This is a genomic window from Paenibacillus sp. MCAF9 (assembly GCF_052114265.1).
Lineage (GTDB): Bacteria > Bacillota > Bacilli > Paenibacillales > Paenibacillaceae > Pristimantibacillus.
Genome location: NZ_JBFREL010000002.1, coordinates 1 through 22,886 on the forward strand (window position 1 = coordinate 1; position 22,886 = coordinate 22,886).

The window sequence follows — 22,886 nt, forward strand, 5'->3', positions numbered from 1 at the left end:
CTTATAGGCAGGTTACCCACGTGTTACTCACCCGTCCGCCGCTAACCGGCGTTTTCCGAAGAAAACGCTAGTCCGCTCGACTTGCATGTATTAGGCACGCCGCCAGCGTTCGTCCTGAGCCAGGATCAAACTCTCCAAATTGGTGTTTGAAATGCTCATTACTTTTTTATCGCTTTTCTCATGATTCGTTAGAATCGTAAGGGCAGTTATTACTCGTTGTTCAGTTTTCAAAGAGCAATCTTTTCTTTCGTTTGTCATGCTTGTTTTGCTTGCTGTCCGCGTGTGTCTCTCGGCCAGAAATAGAATATACCATGTACTCGTCTAGTAATGCAAGTTTTTTTTTGAAAATAGTTTATAAACTTTAAATATTGCTAGATTTATGTTCTATAGTCTTGCTCTTCTTCTATTAGAATGTGCCTTTATTCATACCATACAAGCACATCCCTTCATTAGAAGAATGTGCTTGCGTACAGCTGTTGCAGCCTAGCACTTAATAGATAAGAACTAATTGAACATGTGCTCATAACCACTCAAATTAAATATCAAACAACCTGCCTCCAGCAGCTTCATATAAACGAGAATACATTTTTAATGCATAGGTATCTGTCATTCCAGCAATGTAATCGCAAACCAATCTAGCATTCATCCGATCATCAGCTGCATGCCAGCTTAGCTTTTTATCTTCTGGAAGCAGGTTTGGATCATTGAACATCGCATCGAAGAGCTTTTCAATTATTTTGCCGCCGCGCCATTCAAAGGTTTGAACCTTCTGTGAGAAGATCACATGCGTTTCGACCAGCTTCTTCAAATCCTCCAGCAGCTCCATAGCATCCTCAGTAATTACTGCCTTATAGCGCAACCGGTTGGAGGAGAATGCAGGCTGGGTCTCAATAACCGTAATCTCATGTATAAATCCAGAAACCAAATCAGCAAAAAAACGCTTCGTCTGTTTATGCCGCTCCCCGCTGTTCTCCATAAAAACCCGTAAAGACTCTGCAATTCTAGCGGATGAAATATGCTTATGCTTATTTGCTACCTCACATAGATCATCTATTTTGATCATATTAAGCTTGAAGGCATCCTCTAAATCATAGGTTGCGTAAGCAATATCGTCTGCGAGCTCAATTATGGAGCATTCAAACGTTTTATTTAAAGTCTTCTTATGCTTGCCAGCCTGCAAGTCGGAAACTTGCATGAAGTAAGCCTTCTCTTCAGGCGAAAAGCTCTCAATCACCCACCGAAATACATGCTCGTCCTCTTCAAAAACACTGCATTTAGGCGGTTTGCCCGTGATCTCGGGATTATTAACTTGCTTCATGCTGGCTGGATATTTCAAAATGGACAATAAAACAGCTCTTGTTAAATCAAGGCCCGTTTCCATGTCCCCATGGCTAGTCGTATTCGTCAAAAGCCTGAACGTATGCGCATTCCCCTCAAAGTTAAGCTCGAATGCGCTCATGCATTTATTCAATGCACGTTCGCCTTGGTGCCCGAATGGCGGGTGCCCCAAATCATGAGCTAAAGCAGCTGCCTCAATAAGAGAAATATCTATTTTACTCTCCGTTTCTTTGAAAATATTGTTTTTTTCATTTAGGGTTGTGGCAATTCCTCTTGCAATTTGAGATACTTCAAGGGAATGCGTAAGCCTTGTTCGATGAAAATCTCCTTCGCTGATTCCAATGACTTGCGTCTTGGACTGTAAGCGACGGAACGCTGCTGAATGAATGATTCTGCCAAAATCACGTTCAAAGTCATCCCGAACTGAAATTCTTTGCTTCGCATTTTCTATATTAATATGCCTCTGAATATCCGTATCATTATAAAATGAATTTGAAGAATGTTTATAGAGAATCATAGGCTCGCTCCCAGCTCATTGTCATTTAGAAACATTTTAACAATATATGGTCTTTATTAGAAGAGATCGATGAACAATTCATAAAGGAGAGCTTCGTTTGGGGAAAATATTCGCATTTTATGGCCCTTCCGCTTCAGGTAAATCCGAAATCCAGAAAGAGCTGACCCTTAGCGGCTTTCAAAAGATTATTACTTCAACAACCAGACTCCCGAGGCCGAATGAGTCAGACGGGATTCATTATATTTTTATGGAAACGAGCCAGTTTGAAAATCGCATTCGTGCAGATGCCTTTATTGAATGGACACGATACAACGAGCATTATTACGGTACACTAAAATCCAGCATTGAAGAAGTATTCGATCAAAATAGGAATGCTCATATTGTAATGGACCTTGCTGGCGTACTCGCTTTAAAGAAGCGGTATGATCATGTGATCGCGATCTATGTAGGTGCGGATGTTGAATCCATTAAGAGAAGATTGGCAATAAGAGGCGGAATGCCTGAGGAAATCGCCAAAAGGGTGCAACGCGCGGAGGAGATTGAACTAAAGAGCGAGTATATGCAGCATGCTGATGTGGTCATATGGAACCATGATGACACCCGCTTTAATGATACAATGACGCAGGTCAGAGAGATCATAGCTGCTCATGGTTCATTTTGAGATTATCCCAAAAAAACAATCAAAAGCTCAACTGCGCTTAGTATGCGTGGATGAGCTTTTTTGATAACTTTATTTAAGTAAGTGCAAAAGCAAAGCTTTTTGAACATGCATCCTGTTCTCGGCTTGCTGATAGATGATGGAACGCTCCGACTCCACTAAATCCTCCTCTATCTCGAAGCCCGGATGGATAGGCATGTCATGCATTAAGTAGGGGGAGTGACCAGCAAGATTGCTTCTATTCAATTGAAAAGGAAGCATCATTTCCATTCTTTGATTTTTCTCATCTTGGTAATGGCTCTCCGCATAAAACTCCATATCGATCCATGTGTCCGTATATATAAAATCAGATCTAGCTGCCGCACTAGGCAAATCAATAACCTTTTCAACAAATCCACTTTGAAAAGCCTTTTGCATAAGCTCCTCATCCCACGAGGGCTCGTTAATGATCGGAGTAACCAGCAGCAGCTTGATTCCCACCGCCATACAGCCTGCGACCAAAGAATTGGCAACATTGTTATGAATGCCAACGTACGTAAGCGTTATTCCCGTAAACGTACCTGCGACCTCATAGATGGTCATCAAGTCCGCTAGCGCTTGGCAAGGATGGTATTTGTCGCAGCAGCCATTAATGACAGGAACCTTGGAGTACTTGGCTAATTCGAGCAAATCGGAATGTTTCTTTAATCTCGCCATAATCACATCACAATTTCTTGATGCATACTGCGCTTCATACTGGATAGGGGAAATGCTGAAGTTGCTGGAATCCCAATCCATAACGACTGAGTATCCGCCCATTTGGTTAATCCCGGATTGAAACGATAGATTCGTACGAGTAGAAGTTTTCTGAAAAAGCATAAGAAGACCTTTACGCTCTGCTGCGTGGTAATAGCGTTCTGGGCTGTTCTTTATCTCGATTCCTTGCCTGATAATGGAGTGAATGGTGTCCGCGTCGTATTCTCTTAGTGATAATAAATGAGTCATGATTTCACCTCTCGTGAATATTTATACCATATAATGTATTAATATTCAATTTAAGGTGAAGGATAGATTTTGTCAACTAAAGGAAAAATAGACTATTCTTCGAGTAGAATTAATTACGTTAGCGGCGAAACTAAACCATAAGAAAAAACACCCTATCTAGCCATATAAAAAATGGCTTTGACAGGGTGCTTTAGCAATAGCGAAATTCTGCTTCAATGGTTAAATAAATTATTTCATCACTCTTGATACGATCTTGTAAACCAGATTTCCCAGCCTGTAGTAATCCTTGAATTCCGTAAGTACCTTCGTACAAGTCTGACCGATCATCGTCTTAAGAATAGCAACACCAATTTCAAAGCGATAAACATCCCATACCGCATCAAGAGCATCGAGGACATTGTATCCAGAAAGAGCTGTCATAATGACGGAGTCCTTATAGTCTACTCTCTCTGTGTTTCGCATTAGCTTAGTCGCCTCACCTATCCTTACTCTATCGCCTCGAAGAGTCGTCAAAGTAACGATAATGGCAATTTCATTATTGCTGAGCAGCATGCGTTCCGCACTGGACAGATCATCGTAAAAAGCTTGCTGCTCACGTGTCGATATCTCCTTAATAATCAGATACGTCTCGTCCAAGTTGTTGTTGTTAGCCATCCGTATGGCATCGCTAAGCTCTACGAGAGTGATCAGCCCAGAGTCAAGCATCCCCTTGGCTATCTCCTTAAGCGACCAGTGACCGAGCTCAAGCAGGTTGTAAGGAACCCATTGTACGTGGGCGTTTACCGCCAGCAGCGCTCTAGTAAGCTCAGCAATTTCCTTGAATCCTCCGTCGTACAAGAACTTGGAAATAGAATAAAGACTGTAGCCATTGCTATGCAAAGCCTTCGAGAGATCGGCGGAAGGTATGCCGAGCTGCTTCAAAATAGAAATCGTGTCGTTATCCCAATTGAAGGTGTATCTTAAGTATTCACCGACAGCGTATCCGTTTTTATGCAGCCAATATAGTTTATTTTCGAGCGTCCGCTCTTTCATGTACCGCAGCGCCTCTTCTGCGTTATAACCATACTCCTTCAGAAGCGTAAAGATCGAATCTTCTCGCGCGTCATACCGATTCAGCGTGTTCAAAATTTCTCTACCGTCATAACCGCGACTTTTCATTTCCTTCGCAATATCGACCATAGAAACGTTCGGAAAAGTCATCTTGACGGTTGTGAATACGCGGTAAGCATAGCTGGTACTGTTTACGTACCCGTTCTGTCTCAGCACGTCAATGATGTCTCCCGCTTTCAAATACCCCAGCTTGACGAACAGCGCCGATTGCTCCTCGATTGTTGTTGCCGTCCCTCTGCCAGCTGTGAAGAACATATAGAAAGCACGGATAATGCTGGCTCGATCAAAACCAAGCGTCAATAACGTGTCGATCAAATATCCGGAACGATCAGGACCAAGCAGGTTTTGCCGTTCAAGCTCGGTAGCAATCCCGGCGGCGTCCGTACCTCCTGACTTCATACGGGCGAGGTAAGCAATTAGCGGATTGCCGCCGAATACTTCACCTGCGGCCATCCGTACCTGATCCTGCGGAATCAAAGTTTCCGGAATAGTTTCCATTATCGTTGCTGCATCCATTTGAAATAACAGCTTCATAGCGAGTACGATATCGGCGACAGTGAATTTGGCTTTCATAAACCGCACAACATTGAGTGGTACAAATGCGGTGGTTGCCGGGAAAATGTCTTCCAATACCCTTAGGTTTGTGTTGGTGTAATAAACACCCACTATAGCAAGTCCAATTACCTCCCCCGGATAATAGGGAGAGAGCAACTCTGTAACTGCACCTGAGTCGAGTTTATAGTCAAACCTAAGATATTGGACAATTTCCTTAATCTCATAGCCGGCATCCCGCAAGAACACAATCGCTCCTTGTGGCGTCGTAACACCTTTCAACTTAAGGACATCCTTAATAATGCTCACCGGAGTAAAAGCTTCTCCGTACACTTTATTAAGCGTTGATTGAATGGCTGCTTCTTGATAAACAGCAAGTCCCTGAAGAATCGCAAGCGCCTCTTCTCTCGTCTTGCCGTATTGCTCCTTGCTCGCCTTAACGATGTCCTCCATGCGGTAACCTGCATGCAAGAGCTGATCCGCCATAGCTTCAGCTGATGTTGCTCCACCTGCTTTAATTACTTCGATTAAAGCGCCGTTCACCGCTTGTCCGTATACTGCATTTACGCTGCTCAGAATGACGTTCAGCTCGAACAGCTCACTGCCAATTAGCAATGCTGCGGTTTCGCCGGCTGTCTTGCCGTAAAAGCCTTTAACTACGCGTACGATATCTATCATCGGAACGCCTGAATTCCACAAGTAAGAAATGGCCGCTGCTGCGTCCGTGATTCCCCCTTCTTCTAGATACTGCAGCGCCGTAGACTCTGATGACTGCCCATAAACGGCAGCTACTGTCACTTCAATAACCTTCTCGTTGTCTACTTGGAGAGCGGTTAGGACCGTTATCGTTTTGTCTGCTGCAAATCCAAAATAATCCTTGGCAGCACCCACAATATCATGGAGCGTATAGCCCATGCCCCGAAGGAGTGGAACAGCTTCCTCCAGCGTATAGATTTTGCTCTTCTTAAGCAGGCTGGATAAGCTTTCCTCAATCGGTTTACCGTAAACTTCAAATACAGTTGCAACTAGCTCATTAAATGAATATCCGTTTGTTTCGGAAAGAATGGCTAGTGTCTCGCCAGCAGTCATATGGTAATAATCCTTGGAAATGCGGATAATATCCCGCAAGCTGTAGCTGAGCTTAAGCTGTGGAATCGCATCCGCCAACTTTCCGATGCCCAGATCGATCATGGCCTGAATCGTAACCTGCTCTAACGCTAAACCGTAAACAGCAGAAACTTCCGCCAAAATCCGACTCTCCTCATCGACTGCACCATCCATTAAGGCTTGTACCGCTTTAGAGGAATCGAGCTTGTAATAATCTTTTCCTACCTGAATCATATCCCGGAGGCTGAATCTCATCTTTGTCAGATAAGGTATTGCATCCTTTAATGTCACCAGGTGCTGAGCCTCTAAAGAATCAACAATGCTTGCGTTTTGTGAGCTGCCGTAAACATTCGATATAGCAGAAAGCACGTCGCTCTGGCGATACCGACCAGTATCCAGCAGTGCTTGAAGAGCTGCACCCGATGAAATACCATAACCATCCTTTGCCATCTTCACGATCGAAACTAAGCTGAATTGCGCCTTATATGCAAGTTCAATTCCACTGGCAAAGGATTCTGATCCTTCTGCTGCCTGCCGCTGATACATCGTTAACTCAACGGATTGATTAAAAGCTGAAGCTACTGCCTGGATGAGCACATTGCTTGACGACAAGTATACCGTTGACAAGCGAAGCGCGATCACCCCAGCCGATTGGCCAAAATGGTTTTTGCCAACGCTCACGATATCTTTCATCGGGAAACCCGTGACGTACAGGTAATTAACCGCTTCACCAAAGGTCGTGATGCCTTGCTGCTCCAACGCGCCTGCAACTGTTTCATCAAGTCCTTGACCGTATAAGGAAGCGAGACCAAGCAGAATATCGTCGATGTCGTTAGGATATTCTTTTGCCAGCAAGAATGAAGCTTCGCTGGAGGTAAGCTGATAATAATCTTTCAAGCTGCGAGCAACAACGGATAAGGTATAACCGCTCATTCTAAGAAATGCAATACCGTCCTTAGGCTCCTTGCTGGACGAAGCGTCAAGCAGACCAGCAATCGTCACTTGCTCTTGTCCGTACAAAGACTGCAGAATCGCTATGGTCGATTTCATATTACCCATTCTTCGGGTGTGGATGAGAAGTCCTTCCATCACTTCTTCTTTCGAATATCCACCCTTAATCAGTGCCGGTCCAACCTTGCCTGAGTCAAAATATGACGGATACAGCGCACCCAGCGTATTAATGACAGAAATGGCCGTTGCGCCTTGCTCCTTCAGCACTTTGATCCAAATCGTCATAGGGTCTCCGCCATATGCGGAAGCGATGGCAGTACCTACTTCTTCCGACGAATAGCTGGCAAGCAGAAGCGCAGACGCCTCTGACGATGGCAAGCCGTATTCCGTTCTAAGCACTAAAGCAATATCCCTTACCGAGTATGGAGCAAGGCGTGTGATGACTTGCCCTATCGTCAGCGGTTCGGTCCGTTGGTTCAGATAGGCAGCAACCTCACTAGCGGCTATGCCTTGTTTGCTGAAAGCACCAATCCATTCCGTCCAGCCACGCGTTTCAAATGCCTGTGCAATTTCCGCAAATTTATAACCTGAGTTTTTCAGCGCTGCGGTCAAATACGGCAACCCTTTCGCACGAACTCCGCCAGTAGGGTAGAGATTAATTGTTCCTTCAATAATGTCATCCAGCGTATAGAAACTAGAGAGGCTCATCGCCACTGTCGCTTCCTGTATTGACGTTCCCGGGAACAAATATTGAGAGTCCTTTACAACCGTTGATACACTGCAAGGACATTTAAAATAATCGAATGCGTTAGTCCTTTCAAGCTCTACCCACTGCTGCAGCGTCAAGCCTAACTGAGCTTTTAGAGCTTGACCGATGGCTAACTTCTCCCAGCCTTTGATGCTTGTGAGCGAACGGGCCAGAGTAGTGGCATCCGTACTCACCGTTTCATCACTTGCAAAAGTCGTTCGAAGCGCATGTAATACATCTCCAGCTTCGAAGCGGTCATAGCTGCGGAAGATAACTTCCACCGCATCCTCCATCGTGAAGGACGCGCCTCCGCGAATGACGGCATTTCGAATTGTGCTTAATCCCTGCGCGGTTGACATACCCGACTGCCTCAGCAGCGTCAGAGCTTCCGAACGGCTGCTGGCCATTCGATTATTCAGAATATAAACCGTAAGCTCCGCAGGCTCATAACCAGCGCGGATTAATGACAACAGCATCGTCTTTCTTTGGTCGCCCTTCACTCCCGGATACAGCACGCTGATGGTCGTTGCGATATCAGCCCCGAAGCTTTCTCGAAGCAATTGCGCCTTGCTTTCCATGTCATAACCATGATCCGTAAACCCTCTCATAGCCTCACTTAGGCCAGCCGCTTCGGAACCCCATGCGCCGAGTACAGCGCTGGCGATATCACCGATCTCATATGATCCCCTCTTCATTGCGCCAACGATGACGGTTGCACCATCCCCGGAGGCTTGAATACCTTTGGCGACCTGGGCAGCAGTAACACCTGCCGCCAGCATAGCTGAAGCTGTTTGTTGCTTATCGAAGGTGCTTTTTAAGATAACGTAAGCTTGTCCAGTCTCAATGCCTGCTCCCAAGTAAGTCAGAACAGCCTCGTTGACGTCGCTGAACGAATACAGATCACGCAGCGCAATTCCTATATTGGCAGCAGGATAACCAGCACGGCCAAGCAGTTTCGCATTATCTACACTAGAAGCGGCATAAGCTTCTTTAATGACAACTGCTGATTCTGCTGCCGTGAATTTCGCAGCAGCCAAAGCTTCGATGGTGCTCTCGTTCGTTAAGCCGTAAACGGATTGAACAGCATCTCTAATCTCGCTAATACTGTACTTGCCTAGCTTCAATGCCACAGCGGCGTTTCCGCCAGTTTCCGCATAGGTATAGCGCAGAACAAAGGCGGATGAAGCAGTTGTTACTCCGGCTAGCTTAAACGACGCCATTATATCTCGAGGCTGATAGCCAAGATTACGAAGCGGCAGTGCAATGTCTTCAGCTTCATAACCAGCTGTCACAAAATCCGGTATCAGATTGACATAGTTGGAAATATAGCCCGACGCGCTTAAAGCCTGAAACAACGTAGGCGCATCTGTATCTATTTCGTATAATAGGCGGATGAACGCACTCCAATCCAAACCATATTCTTTCTTGACCGCTTTTGCGTAGTTCGCTGGGGTAAATCCAGCTTGCCGGAGCAGTCTTAATGACTCTAACGCAGTCTTGCCATAATCAACCCGCAGTACATGCACAGGGTAAACAGCATCGTACTGGGTGGAATGGCTTTGCAGGAAACCATCCAGCGTAGCGACATTAGCTACCTGAAATTCTCCAAAAGTGGCCAAATACGTCTGATTAACTGCTTTGACCCGGTTGATGCCGCTATAAGCGACGGCTATCGTAGATGTCGAACTGATAACCGCTCCGCTGCTGCTCCAAGTCAACTCGATTTTCGTTGCATCGGAGGTCAGTCTTGTCATAACCCCGCTTTGCCATTGGTTGTTAATTTTCACAGAAAACGTTGACCCCGAATTAACAGCAGCAAGCGGCTTATCAAAGGTCAGGGTAATGGCTTTTCCGTTTTCACTCGACACTGCATCGATCAGCTCGGGAGGTGTGCTCACGTTGCTGATGATCGTATCCCCTCCAAAGTCATGCCCGTCCTTGCTCAGACGAAGCTTAAACTCCTTATTGTATCCGATATATTCACTAATAAAGTAGGTTTGCCCAAAGTCCGGCGTTGAAACAGAGGTTGGACGATACCAGACTGCGCTGCCATTGTGCATTTCGATATTCAAATTTTCTATCGGAGCACTAAGGAGCAGATTAAATCCATTTTCATTCACTCTTACAAGCGATACAGAGATAACAATCGGCACATAAGCGGCATTTAATTTTTCCTGCCCAGCAAAGATATAGCCTTGCTTGCTAAAAGCTACGGTGTACGTTTGCCCTTCGACCACATTCGCTTTAATTAAGAACGACCCTGTCTCTGCACCCGCTGTCACTCCGGTGACTGTGACCTCTGTCCCGTCTTTTGACAAGAGCTTCACATCTTCCGGCTGCAAATCTTTTGGACCCGCTCCAACGAAAGTGACCGTCAAGCCGTTTCTAGCAGCAGCTAAACTTTTCGGATATTCCGTCATCGGAACATAAACATCCAGCGGTCCTTCCACCACACGATCCGGTATTTGAGCAATCAGCTTGTAATTCACACCTGCTGACAACGGAGTAATGATGTTGTAGATTCGTCCTGCATCTGGCGCATCTGGACTGTTCCCGTTCGGATTTACAAGCTGGAATCCAATTCCTCGTCCCTGGTCATCAAGCAGTGTAAGCCATGTGCGATCCATATTACGGACTGCTTTGCTTACTTCCAATGTGAAACCGTTAGTTGTAATATGGCTTGCTGTCAAACGAATCGGCACCTGCGCTTCCGGTATAGGCGCAGCTGGAACAAGAACCGGAAGACCGCTGCTGAATGCGTAGCCGCTCTTCGTTAAAGTCAGACTGTAAGCCGCTCCCTCTTCGAGTGAGACATGTACCGCATATTCGATACCAGCGTTCTCGGCTGTAATAGAGGCGATGGCAATCGCAGCACCTTGACTATTACGCAAGCTAAAGTCACTTGCACGCAAGCCCGGAACAGCCGAATCAAGCAGCACGTTAAACCCATCCTTACTGACACTTGATAGAGTTGGATTTACTGGTACGGGCACAAAAGCGTTCAATGCCGCTCCAAAATCATATCCTGCTGCTGTTATGATCAGTTTGTATGTTTTCCCGCCTTCAAGCGCTGCGGATAATGTGTACGTTCTTCCACCGTTATTTGTTGCTGCTGCTTTAATAACTACCAATTTTCCCTCGGCATCCTTTAGCGTGAAGCTGCTCGCAGATAGCCCGCTTAGTCCCGGTGCAACAGAGACGACAAGACCCGACTCAGTTGCACCTTCCACCGTCCCAGAAATTGCACTTGGAAGCAAAGCCGACAACGCTTGTCCAAAATCATACCCGCTCTTGCTTAGCGCAAAAGAGTAAGTTTTGCCTCCTTTATAAGAAGCTTTAATTCGATAGGTTAGTCCGCCATCATCCGTAATGACCGAAGCTGCAGTAAGCCGGATGCCCTCCTCGTCCGTGATAGCCACATGACTTATATTCAAACCTGGTACAGCAGGGCTAAGGCCAATGACAATTTCCGATGCGCCTGAACTTAGCACTGCGGCATTTGCTATGATTGGAACGTCAACCACAATCGGGCTTCCAAAATCATACCCGGCTTTGGCAGCGGTGATTGTATACTGCTCCGCTCCCCAAAACTCAGCTTCAATAAGGTAACTATTTCCCCCATCACTCGTGGTTGCGGAGGTAATTGCCTTTGTACCGCCCTCCACACGTTTTAGTTGGAAGTCACTTATTCGCAAATGAGGAACTGGCTGATCTAAATGCAATATAAAAGCTTGATTGTTCCCGCTAATCATCCCGCCAAAACGAACGCCTACAGAGCGAATGGAGAAAGCTAGCGGATCACCATAGTCGTATCCCATTTTTGAGATAAACACCGAATAGGCCTTATCAGGAACGATTGCGACGCCTAGCTCATACGAATAGCCTCCATCGTTTGACACGTTTGTGCGAATCGCAACGTTTACCCCGTTCTCATCCACTATATGAATATCCGAAGTATTTATCATCGTTTGTTCCTTAAAGTGCAGTGTGACTCTCGAAGCCGTTGCTTGCACGGCCGAAATGGATCTCGAGTTCAGTGTAATCTTGTCGAGCGTAGGGAACATGTAGCCCTCTTTCTCTACAATAGCGGTATAGGTGATTCCTCCTTTTAAAGGAACCGTAATAGTATAGCTTGCTCCGTCATCACTCGTCTGGATGGATTCGATAGCGACTGTATTTCCGTTATTATCTTTAACCTTCACGTCTGCGGCTTGAAGATTCGGAATCGAAGGGAAGAAATAAATGGTGAATCCCTGCTGCGATTGGCGTAACAGTATCGCATCGGCACGAACCTTCAGCCCAACGATCAACGGGTTTCCAAAGTCATATCCCGGATAAGTGATGACCAGGCTATATGTCTCGGATACATTAAAATTGCCAATGAGAGAATAGGATGCGCCTCCTTCGTAATGAAGCGTAAATCCGATCGGCCGGCCTTTGCTGTCTGTCAGCTTAAAGCTGTCCCCTGTCAAATCTGAAATAATCGGGTAAACATCGACATAAATCTTCGTTGCCGTCGTACCTCTTAATTGAAGTGAGCCTATTACGGGAATATCCACCGTGATCGGCGACGCTAGCGTAAATTCACTTCGGATTAGCTCAAGCGAATATTTTTCACCAGTCACGGCCTTAATCGCCACCATATAAGTTAAACCCTGATCTTTTGTTGATAAAGAGTATTCCGTGTACGGAATTTGCTGACCGTCTGGTTTTCGCAAAATAATGTCGGCTGGCTTCAAATCAGCAACCTTTTCGCTAAAGCTTAGTTTGAAGCTATCCTTCTTCATCTCGGATACAGAAGCGGTAATGAGCTTGGTAAACACAAAGGATACCGGCTCGTAACGTTGATAAGCCAAATCCGGCTTTACCAGAACGGTATACGATTTACTAGGAATCAGCGCTGCTTCCAATACATAGCTGCTTCCGAAATCCGTTGTGTTCGCAGAAGCTAAGTTTATCGTTTCCCCTTGAGCTCCCCGAATGACGAAATTTTTCTTCCCAAGTCCGATAACCGGAATGTCAAAATGCACGGTAACACCCGAAGCAGAAAATCCGGCAACGTTGGCTTCGGAAGGCACGGTAAAGGCCAGGTGGCTGAACGAATAACCCTCCACCTCAATATCAAAGGCGTATGTTTGTCCGCGTGTCAAAGCAAACGTACCGCCAAAAGACATCTCAAAGCTCATTCCATCGGCAGACATGACGAGCGTTTTTGGGTGATAGCGTTTGCCCTGTTCATCTTTCACCGCAAGACCCTGCCCGTACTCTATTTGCCTTAGAGGAGTAGAGAAAGTAACAGCTACTGCCCCGTCTTTGGAGACATCAGTAATAACCCCGGTGACCAATTGATTGACGTAGAACGTTGCCGGCCCGTCAAACTTCACGTAATCCTTGCGGAAGGAAACCGTATAGTCACGACCACTGATCAGATTTGCACTGACGCGATAGGATAATCCTCCATTGGCGGTTGTCAGCGCCAGTCCGCTAACCCCATTGCCCTGATTATCTGTCAGTTGAATATGAGCCGGCAGTAATCCAGGAACCGCTTGTTCAAATGTCAGATCAAAGCCATTTATGGCTATTTTGCTAATGGTCGCTTTCCCCGCGTTGATTGTTTCTCCCGCTTCAAAGTCGATCCCTTGCGATGGAAGATGACCGGGAAGACTCAGGTTATAGCTGCCGCCAAGCAATTCAGCCTTCAGCCTGTAGGTAAGACCGCCATCCAATGTCACAGCGTCTTGTACCGTTACCCGCTCTCCTGTACTCTTGCGAGTTAGAAGAAACTGACCGGGCAATAACCCCGCAATGGCATAGCTAAGCTTAACCCGAAGTCCCGAATCGACAATCTGATCCGCCGAAATGGTAGTAACGACCGGAACATGAATGTTATAAATCGTCTGATCCATTGTCGCACTGACCTTCAGTACGTAATCACCAGGAGTCAGATCAGCAGCAATCCGATAACTCCAACCGCCGTCGCTTGTCACTGCAGAGCGGAGTTTTATGCTGCTTCCGTCGGCCCGCTTGAGAACAAAGCCGTTGACCGCATCAATAGAAGCAGGAGGATTAAGAACAAAGGTGAATCCAGTATAGGAAATGTCAGTTATCGTGTTCTTCTCCGCAAGCGTAACCGATTTTGGCAAACCAAAGTCGAAGCCCTCACGTACAACGCTAATAAAATATGGTTTTCCTCTCAATCCGTTATAAGAGACAACATAAAATCTTTGCTGAGGGTCCCACACGACATTCGTTATGGCCACCGCATTCCCGAGCGCATCCATGACCTTGAAATCATTGGCGGTCAAACCCGCTATATTCGGGTTAAGCCCAACCATGACATTATTCGGACCAACGCCTATATACCATGGGTTAATTGTTGTTCGAACAACGTTTACAGTGTTTCCGAAGTCATAACCCTCACTGCTTATTTTTAGTGTTAAGGGTTGATACTGCATGGCCGCCGATTTAACGAAATAACTTCTGCCATTATCCAGAGTAGATACACTGTCTATTGCAATTTGATCACCGTTTGTATTCGCTAGAGAAAACGCTGCTGCGGTTAATCCTGGAACAGGTACGCTGAAGTGCACGATAATTCCTGCATTGGACGTATCAAACGCCGTTTGTTTTGACACGGCTATCTTCTCTGGAACGATAAGCGTACCGACCGTATAGCGGTCATCATCCACATCAATTCTATACCGATAGCTCCCAGCAGCCATTAAATCGGTTGATAGGATAGCCGAATGACCATCCACGTTCATTTGGACAGAAGAGACAGCAAGCGATTTGCCGTTTCCATCCTCTATTGTGATCAAGGCCTTAGCCAAATCAACCGTGTCGTTTGGGAAATTCAGCTGAAAGCCTAGACGATTGACCCAGCCTACACTTGATGGAATTAGGGAAGGTTCTACCTTTAAGACAACTTCGCTGCCAAAAACATAACCTTCTTTATTTAGCAATAAGGTATACGTCTCGCCTTTCGTTAGGGAGGAATACACTTCATACTCTTTGCCGATAGATACCGCGCTTAGCATATTAATGCCTATGTCCGCTCCAGCAGCATTCTTTAAAATAAAGCTTAGAGCATCGATAGCTGGAACGGTACGATCGAGCTCCAGCATGAAGCCGGATGTCGAGATGCGGCTAACCGCCGCATGGACAGGGATGTTGCTGGAAGGAGCAACCGCAACGATAAGCGCCGCGCCAAAGCTGTATCCAGCTTTCCGTATCGTTAGTGAGTATGTCTCGCCTTCGGCCATTTCCGCTTTGACAGCATAAGTTCTACCGTCATCATCAGTAGTGACCTCCGACACTCCAATCTCAGTGCCCAGATCATTTAAGGCTAATGACAAATGATCCTCTGTCAGCCCCGCGACAGGAGTATCCAGCTTCATTGTAAAGCCAGCTGTACTTGCGCCAGATATTGAGGCGACTACTGATATAACCTCTGGATCAGTAATCGGCACGAATATCGATACCCCGTTGCCGAAATGATACCCTTCCTTGGCAACCGTAAGCGAATACGTTTCGCCCTCGGCAAGTGACGCTGAGAAATCATAAGCGCTGCCTCCCGTCCGCTCGGTTACGGAACCTATTGCGACACTTTCGCTGCCGTGCTTGAGTGTAAATTCAGCTTGCGTCAATCCAACAACCGACGGACTCAGCAGCAACGAGAACCCCGTTTTGCTGGACCCATATACGGATGCTGCAACCGAAATGGCAGGCTGCTCAGTTTTCGGAACTTGAAATAAAATCTCAGATCCAAACTGAAACCCAGCCTTAGCTATCGTCAGCTTATAAGACTCGCCCTCCGTGAGAGCTGCTGTAATAAAGTAAGAACTTCCTCCGTTAAGCGTAGCCACTGATGCAATGGTAATGTTTCCATTCACAGCGTTTTTCAACGTCAGATGTGTTGCGGCGAGCCCCGGTACTAGCGAGCTGAACGCGAGTCTGAATCCCGTCACTCCTGCTTGACCCGCAGTCGCGGTTACTGTTACATCAACCGGATCCGTTGGTCTTGGCGTTTCTGTTGGTTTGGGTGTATCGGTTGGTTTAGGTGTATTAGTTGGGCTCGTTGGCCCGCCCGGCGAACCAGTTCCTCCGGATGCTCCACCTCCAATTAGGCCACCTTTCTCGGTTACTTCTTTTTGAGCAGGCTCCTTCTCAAAAACAACTCCCAGAGCGTCGACAATTGCTTTCTCAATCATTCCTTTGCCTTTCACATTCGCTGGCCCATGCAGTTCCATGCTGCTAACGTTGACGCCTTCCGAAAGTGAAATGGTTGATGTCTTAACCTGCTCACTAACGGTTAATTTCTCTACAGATCCAGAAGCAATGGTTAACTGCACATCGCTCTTAACCTCGACTTGCTTAAACTTGCCGGACAAAATAACTTCGCCGGAAGAAGAGATCGTAATTCCCTCTATCCCGCTGCCTTCCGATACCGGAGATTCAATATTTGCCTCCGATTGTACATCCAACTGTCTTATAATCGTTGTTCCACCGACAACAACCCTAACTCGTCCATCTGCTTTGTCGACGATGACAGTTGCTAGCTGCGAATCATCAATATGTATGCTGTGCTGCCCGCCGCCTTTTACAAACGTGCTGCCAAGCACTTTCACACCTTTGAGAAACACATCTCCTTCGCCGACTTCTTTCCCAATAATGAGATTTCCCTTAATCGTTACATTGCGAAGAGTTGTGCCTGGAGCCTGAATGGTCAAGTCGCCGGCGACTTCAAAGTTCCCTTGCGCCTTGCCCCATGTGCCGCCTGTTTCAAGAACCTTTGCGCTAACGGTTAATCCGTCTGCCGATCTAGTTGATTGCTTCAGCACTCTATCGAGCATCATGACGGCTTCCGCCCTTGTCATCGGCTGAACCGGCCGAAGCGTGCCGTCCGCAAGCCCGCTAATGTAGCCCGCTTCAACAATGGCTTCCAATGCATCGCGTCCGTAACCCGGAATGCTGGCCTGATCCTTAAACTCGCTGAGCAGGCTAGCCCCGTCTTTGCCTATTACAGGCACAAGGCGCGAAAGCACAACAGCTGCTTCTACCCGGCTTAGCTTCTGCTCTGGCCGAAATGTTCCATTGCCATAGCCTTCGATGTACCCTGCTTCCGCGGCTGCTTGCACTTGCACTGCATACCAAGCGGTCGGAGCGACGTCCGTGAACTGCTTAGTCCCCGCCCCTTTGAAAGCGAATAGCCGGTTGACCAGCGTTACGTATTCAATCCGGCTTAAGGCTTGATTCGGCCTGAAGGTTCCGTCCTGAAAACCCTCAATTAAACCTTGACCTGCCCACTCCTTGACGGTCTTCTCCGCCCAGTGGCCCGCTAGATCTGAGAATGCGGCAGGCACTTTAGCCGGAATTGCAGATGCCGCAAAGGCTTGTCCGCTCGCATTGCCTATGCCGGGAGCCACAAGACCGACAACTAAGCTAGTGATCATCATCCACTTGAGCAGCAGGCTCCTTAACATTCTAACTTTTTGTTTCCTCACAATGATTTCCCCTTCCATCTCTGCCAATTGGCTTGAGAGCTTACTCTGTATTTGATAGAGCCCAAGTTCGGCAACGTTAACAGCACTTAAGCTTAAGTCTAATAGGCTGCGATGAAAGAATAATAAAAGATTTTCGCGTAAAACGACAAAAACCGCGCAGCATCAAGGCTTCGCGGTTTTTGCAACCTGTTCAAAATATTTATTTTCCTACTTCGGAAAGTCCGCTGACAAGAGAATCATACAGCATAAGCAGCTCTTGGGATGGACGAATGCCCAGTTCCCGCTTTAGAAGCCTCACATAGTCGGTGTATTGTGCGGTTAACCCTTTCTTATCCCCGTCCAGTCCATGCTTCTTCATCAGCAGCTCGACCACCGATTCTTCAAGCGGATTACGGGCATGCAGCTTCAGAAGAAGCTTCGACGCCGCAGCCGTGTTCGACAGGGTGAGCAGCGTCTCTGCTGCATTTTTGACAAAAGAAGCATACCGCTCTGACAGCCGATCTGTCTCATGAATTGCCCATACGTAAGCTTTGCTGCCGAACAAATCACCCGTATAGAGCCTTTCAACGATAAGTGCTTCTTCCACGTTGCCCGCGTCGATACTTCCCAGATTTTCCGTTTGACGCTCAAATTCAACGTAGTCAATAACTGCATCGTCCAGTTCCAGCGCATAACCGTCATTCTCAGAACGAATAGCTTCCCGGAGCCCTATTGGCTCCAATGATTTACGCAGCTGGTACACGGTTGTATTTAAATATTTTTCGGCATTCATGCTCGCCATACCGGCGAATATATCTGCAACCAGACGGGAGCGGGAAATTCGTCTGCCCCGATTCAGCAGCAAGTAGGCAAAGAGCTCAGCACTCTTGCTGGAAATCCACTTTACACGTCCTGATTCATTGCGTACAAAAAAGTCGCCCAGCGTGGCAACGCTAACACGGCTCATACCCCGAATCGCAGTATCTGCTTGCTGCAGCGGTTGAACGATTTTTCTGCTCTCCAGTGCCCGGTTAATCGTCCGCTCCAGCCGCTCCTGAGTCACCGGCTTCACCAAATAATCGAGCACGGACAACTCATAAGCTTCTAGCGCATAATCCTTATGCGAGGTGACGAACACGATTTGTGTCTTACAGCCTGCTTCGTCCAGCCTTGCGGCGAATGTAAGTCCGCTATCACCCGGCATAGAGATATCCACGAACGCCAGCTCGACGTCGGGATTTTCGCTCAGAAAGGCAGCCGCAGCATCCGTATTCAAAAACGTTCCCGTCACCTGAAGCTCAGCATATTTCACAAGCATCTTCCGCATGATTAAGTGCATGACGGGCTCATCGTCAATCAATATAACTTTCATCAGCTATCACCGCCGTTCCTTCCCTTTCCATCGTACCGCCGCGACTCGATGAGCCGGACAACGTAAAAAAGAATGTTGTACCTACGCCAGGCAAGCTATCGAACCTAAGACTGCCGCCATGCATGCGAAGAAATTCTCGAGTTAATACGAGACCAAACCTCATCTCTCCACCATCTTCTCCACTGGCAAATCCAGGCTCCTTGAAAAACAGTTCATCATGATGCAGCAGTTGTGCTGTATCCTCGTCTATCCCGCTCCCATTATCGCGTACAGTCACCGTCACCTGGTCCCGATCGATAGATGCATTTATCGCAATTTCCCCGCCAATGTCCGTGTACTTTATCGCATTTGAAAGCAAATTTCGGAAAATGAGATCGAGCATTTCTTTATCCGCGTTCACGGTTAGCCTCTCGTCGATATGCTCTGAGATACTGATGTTCTTCATGCCAGCCCTTGCTCCGGCTAACGAGATGGCTTGGCGAACGACCTGCTGCAAATTCCACGTGAGCGGTCGAAACGCCACTTCCCCATTCTGACTGCGATACCAGTCGAGCAAATTATCAACGAGATAATAGGTACCGCGTACTTGCCTTCTGATCTCTTGAAACACTTCAGCATTCGCGATGTCAGTGTCGCCCGGCTCATCGCCCAGCAGCTCGGTCAAGCTGACAAGCAGCGCGATCGGATCACGGATATCGTGAGCCATTACGGTGAACAGCTTGTCCTTGAAGGCGTTCAGCCGAGACAATCGTTCAGACTTCTCGCGCAGTCTCTCCTCGTTCTCCTTCAGCTCCGTAATATCGCTGAGCATCAACATTTTCCCGATAGGCGTCACACCTGTATCATAAATATAAGACAAGCTGCAAATATAATACCTTTGCCGATCGCTTTGCAAGCGCTGAAGCGAAAACCGATCATCTCGGAATTCCGTTGCGGCAATTCGCTCGAGCAGCTCTGGGCAGTCTGGCAGCAAGTCCTTGATGAACGCAGGAAAACTTTTTGCCGAGCCAAGCTCAGGGAATACCTCTTCTGCCGCGCGATTGTGGTTCACAATTTGATCCTCATAATCGAGCAGGACAACACCGTCGCGGATCGTATCGAACATTTTGGCATATGCAAGCGGTGTTAGACGAAGCAGCCTAAACCGGAAAATGCCCCAAGCATAAACAACGCCCGATACAGCGAAACCAAGCGGCGTGAAATCAATAACTTTGCTGAACATGTAGGCGATATTAAACAGCATAGGAGCGGCCGCGCCCAAAATAAGGACGACGATCTGTGTCCGCACGATTGGCAATGCCCGCAAATACATGGGAATAAACAACAAAATGCCGAGAAGCAGAATCGTATAATTGTAGATCGCATGTACGGAATACCACGGTCCCTTCACCGTATTGTACAAAGGAACCGTCTTGATTGTGTTCAAGACGTATTCTTTGTAAATAAGATGATGCCAATCGTTAGTGAGATGGAGGAGGAAAGTCGCAGTCGGGACGAGAAACAGCAAGACCGCAAGCTGCTTCCGGTAGCGAGGCGCAAGTCCTGTGAACTGGATAACGAGCAGCAGCCAAAATGCAGAGACAAAGGGGATGCCGATGTACTCGACCTGAAGAGAAAACTTCACACCGCTTAAGCTGTCGCTAAAAATTTCAAAGGTGTAGCCTAGAGCGTAAAAGGACGCCGCTGTCATCATGTAAATCATGGTCCTCGCCATCTGCAAATGACGTTTCCGGTAGGAGAGGAACGCCACGAACAGCATTACAGCGGTCGCAAAGCACAGCAATATTGACATCCATTGTCTTGTGTCCATGACGATGCCTCCCTTTTTTTCGATTCGTCTATCATTCGACAAAGTTCCTCAAATTCCTTGTGAAGCCTAAAGCCAACCCTCTTCAAGCTTACGACAGCAAAAATAATACCTAACATGCAGCCGTTTATTCCGATAACCTCCAGCAGCCCATCCGCAAAGAGCTCGTTGACTACGTCCAAGTTTTCAACAGCATATTACGCAAAATAGGCTGCCCGATACATTCTCGGACAACCTTTTTTTAACTGGAATCAGCCTTTCGCTTCATCCCATCTTCTTTATAGCATGCTCCTGCTTAAGCCGCTGCTGCTGCACTTCGTCCAAATAAAGCGTAAACTTGGATTCCCCGCTGTAGGAGATGTGCAGCCAGTCCAATGCGCGTGTCATAGCAATATAAAACAGCGATACTTCCCGCTCCTCCACATCTTCCAATGAGAAAGGCATGTTCTCGGCATTTACGATGAAGACCGCTCGGAAATCGAGCCCCTTCACACTGTCAATGTCCGATACGTTAATCGCATCGCCAGTTATGTCTGATTCCTGGTTCAAATCGGCATTTTCTGTGATCCAATAAACGGGAAAGCCTTGTCCCTTAAGCGCTCTCTTGATCATATCCGTGAAGGAGGAGTAGTAATTGTCCTTTACTCGGTATAAGATGACCATCTCTGAATAAGCAATCTTATGATGGTCATGCAAGGATCGCATTTGTTCAATGACAGCCTTCATCTCTTCCTGAAAGCTCCCGCGACGCTCCAATATTGGCTCATGCCCGCTTCTCCGTGTACTCTGAGGAGGTATGATCTCTACCCCTTTCGACACTCCGTACTGAACCTTGTTCTGAAACAGAGAATGCCGTTGATAGAAATCCCAAGCAAACTGCGCGATTTGAGCCGTGTTGCGATAATTAACGGAGAGAATGCGCGAACGTCCGCGAAAATCAAGCCCCGTGTCCTGCAGCAAGCTCGATTTCCGTTTAAAGAACGATTGTGCCCGGTCCTCAACCAGCAGCAAATTTTGTGTCGCTGGATTAAGCAAATAACTTAGAAGCTTAAGCCATTCTGGCTGAAAATCCTGACCCTCATCAATAAGGATTGCTTCATAGGTAGGTAAAATAGCTTCCTTCTTCTCCAGCTTGCTAATAAGCTTAGCGACATCCGTATCTCTCACGTTCAGCACTGCTCGCAGCCACTCATGAAAATTATAGACCTCGACGTTTTGGTCGCGAGGCTTGCCTTCCTTTTGCTCTGCTAGTCTAATCCAATCAAGCAAATCCTCCGGCTCCTCCATCTTCCGGTCAATCATTTGCCGAAGACTTCGAGACAAGGCGATACTGCTGCAGAGGACTAGAATCTTCCAGTCTGGGTAATGATTGGCCAAATGTTTGGCTCGGCTGGCGAGGACAAGCGTCTTCCCGCTCCCCGCCACGCCGCGGATAAGCCGATGGCGATCACCAAGCTGCTCTGCCATATTTTCCTGATGCAGATCCATACCCTTAATATTGTGATGCGACAGTACGAACTGCTCCTGCTGCTTCTGATTTGCAGGCTGGAGAAATTCCGCGCTGATCCGCGCCTCAGGTATGAGGTGATTACGAATCTGCCTGATCTCCTCTTGCGATAAAATGTAGCTGCTGCGCTTGCGTGCCGTAAACATGCCATGGATCTTCTCAATGAGGGAATCGGCTGTAAATCCAGCATCCTCAGGGTCGATCTCGTCGCGGCAAAGCACAAATTGCTCTGCAATGACATCGTACAAACCATTTTCTATAAAATCCTTCTGCTTCAGCCGTGTAAAAGCCGTTCCGAAGCCGTTCGGAAATTTGAGCTGTCCTTGAAATTTGCCTTTCTGTTCAATGAGGTTGTCATCATTTCTTAGCTCGCCCGCCACCTGCCGCAAGCTCTCCCTTGCTTCTTGATAAGGGTTCATCACAGCTTCGATCTGACCTCCAGATGCATGCAAACGCCACTCGTCACGATCAACCTCGAATAGAGCAGACCTCGTATAGTCCTTCACTTCAAGAACGACCAATCCCAGATCTGGGCCTATGATTACGAAGCCAGGGCGATTCCCCCCAATTTCCGGTTCAAAATAAACCGCATAATCGCTCGGCAGATAATCCTTCAGCGTACGAAACAATAACCGCTCCCCAGCAGTCGCACTCGTCCGGATAACCTCTGGGACCATATAAGCCATTCTCTTTCACCTCGAATTCGATTTTTTCTGTTGTTTTTAGTATAAACCATCTTTAAGCGTTTGGCAG

The 22,886-nt window shown here is 47.2% G+C and carries 7 protein-coding genes and 1 rRNA gene; 1 reads left to right on the forward strand and 7 read right to left on the reverse strand.

Annotated elements, in window-relative coordinates; all coding sequences use genetic code 11:
- Positions 1–141 (reverse strand): 16S ribosomal RNA (locus tag AB4Z45_RS03040); the annotation flags it as partial.
- A 394-nt stretch (positions 142–535) separates the two neighbouring features.
- The gene (locus AB4Z45_RS03045) at positions 536–1,855 is read right to left on the reverse strand and encodes an anti-phage deoxyguanosine triphosphatase (RefSeq protein ID WP_441907862.1); all 1,320 of its coding nucleotides are present in this window, start codon (positions 1,853–1,855) and stop codon (positions 536–538) included.
- 97 nt (positions 1,856–1,952) lie between these two features.
- Here AB4Z45_RS03045 and AB4Z45_RS03050 point away from each other — a divergent pair, with 97 nt between their 5' ends.
- The gene (locus AB4Z45_RS03050) at positions 1,953–2,516 is read left to right on the forward strand and encodes a guanylate kinase (protein WP_441907863.1); all 564 of its coding nucleotides are present in this window, start codon (positions 1,953–1,955) and stop codon (positions 2,514–2,516) included.
- A 69-nt stretch (positions 2,517–2,585) separates the two neighbouring features.
- On the opposite strand, the gene AB4Z45_RS03055 is transcribed toward AB4Z45_RS03050, so the two are convergent.
- From AB4Z45_RS03055 to AB4Z45_RS03075, 5 genes are all read right to left on the reverse strand, one after another.
- Positions 2,586–3,497 carry an ornithine carbamoyltransferase gene (locus AB4Z45_RS03055; RefSeq protein WP_441907864.1) on the reverse strand — a complete coding sequence of 304 codons (912 nt, stop codon included), beginning with the start codon at positions 3,495–3,497 and terminating at the stop codon, positions 2,586–2,588.
- Positions 3,498–3,725: 228 nt separating this feature from the next.
- On the reverse strand, positions 3,726–17,468 hold the full coding sequence (locus AB4Z45_RS03060) for an S-layer homology domain-containing protein (RefSeq protein WP_441907865.1): 13,743 nt from the start codon (positions 17,466–17,468) through the stop codon (positions 3,726–3,728).
- 199 nt (positions 17,469–17,667) lie between these two features.
- Positions 17,668–18,819 carry a response regulator gene (locus AB4Z45_RS03065; protein ID WP_441907866.1) on the reverse strand — a complete coding sequence of 384 codons (1,152 nt, stop codon included), beginning with the start codon at positions 18,817–18,819 and terminating at the stop codon, positions 17,668–17,670.
- Complete coding sequence (locus AB4Z45_RS03070; RefSeq protein ID WP_441907867.1) at positions 18,800–20,629, reverse strand: histidine kinase N-terminal 7TM domain-containing protein; 1,830 nt, start codon at positions 20,627–20,629, stop codon at positions 18,800–18,802. Before AB4Z45_RS03070 ends, AB4Z45_RS03065 begins: the two co-directional genes overlap by 20 nt.
- Positions 20,630–20,890: 261 nt before the next feature.
- Complete coding sequence (locus tag AB4Z45_RS03075; protein ID WP_441907868.1) at positions 20,891–22,819, reverse strand: 3'-5' exonuclease; 1,929 nt, start codon at positions 22,817–22,819, stop codon at positions 20,891–20,893.
- Positions 22,820–22,886 lie beyond the last annotated feature (67 nt).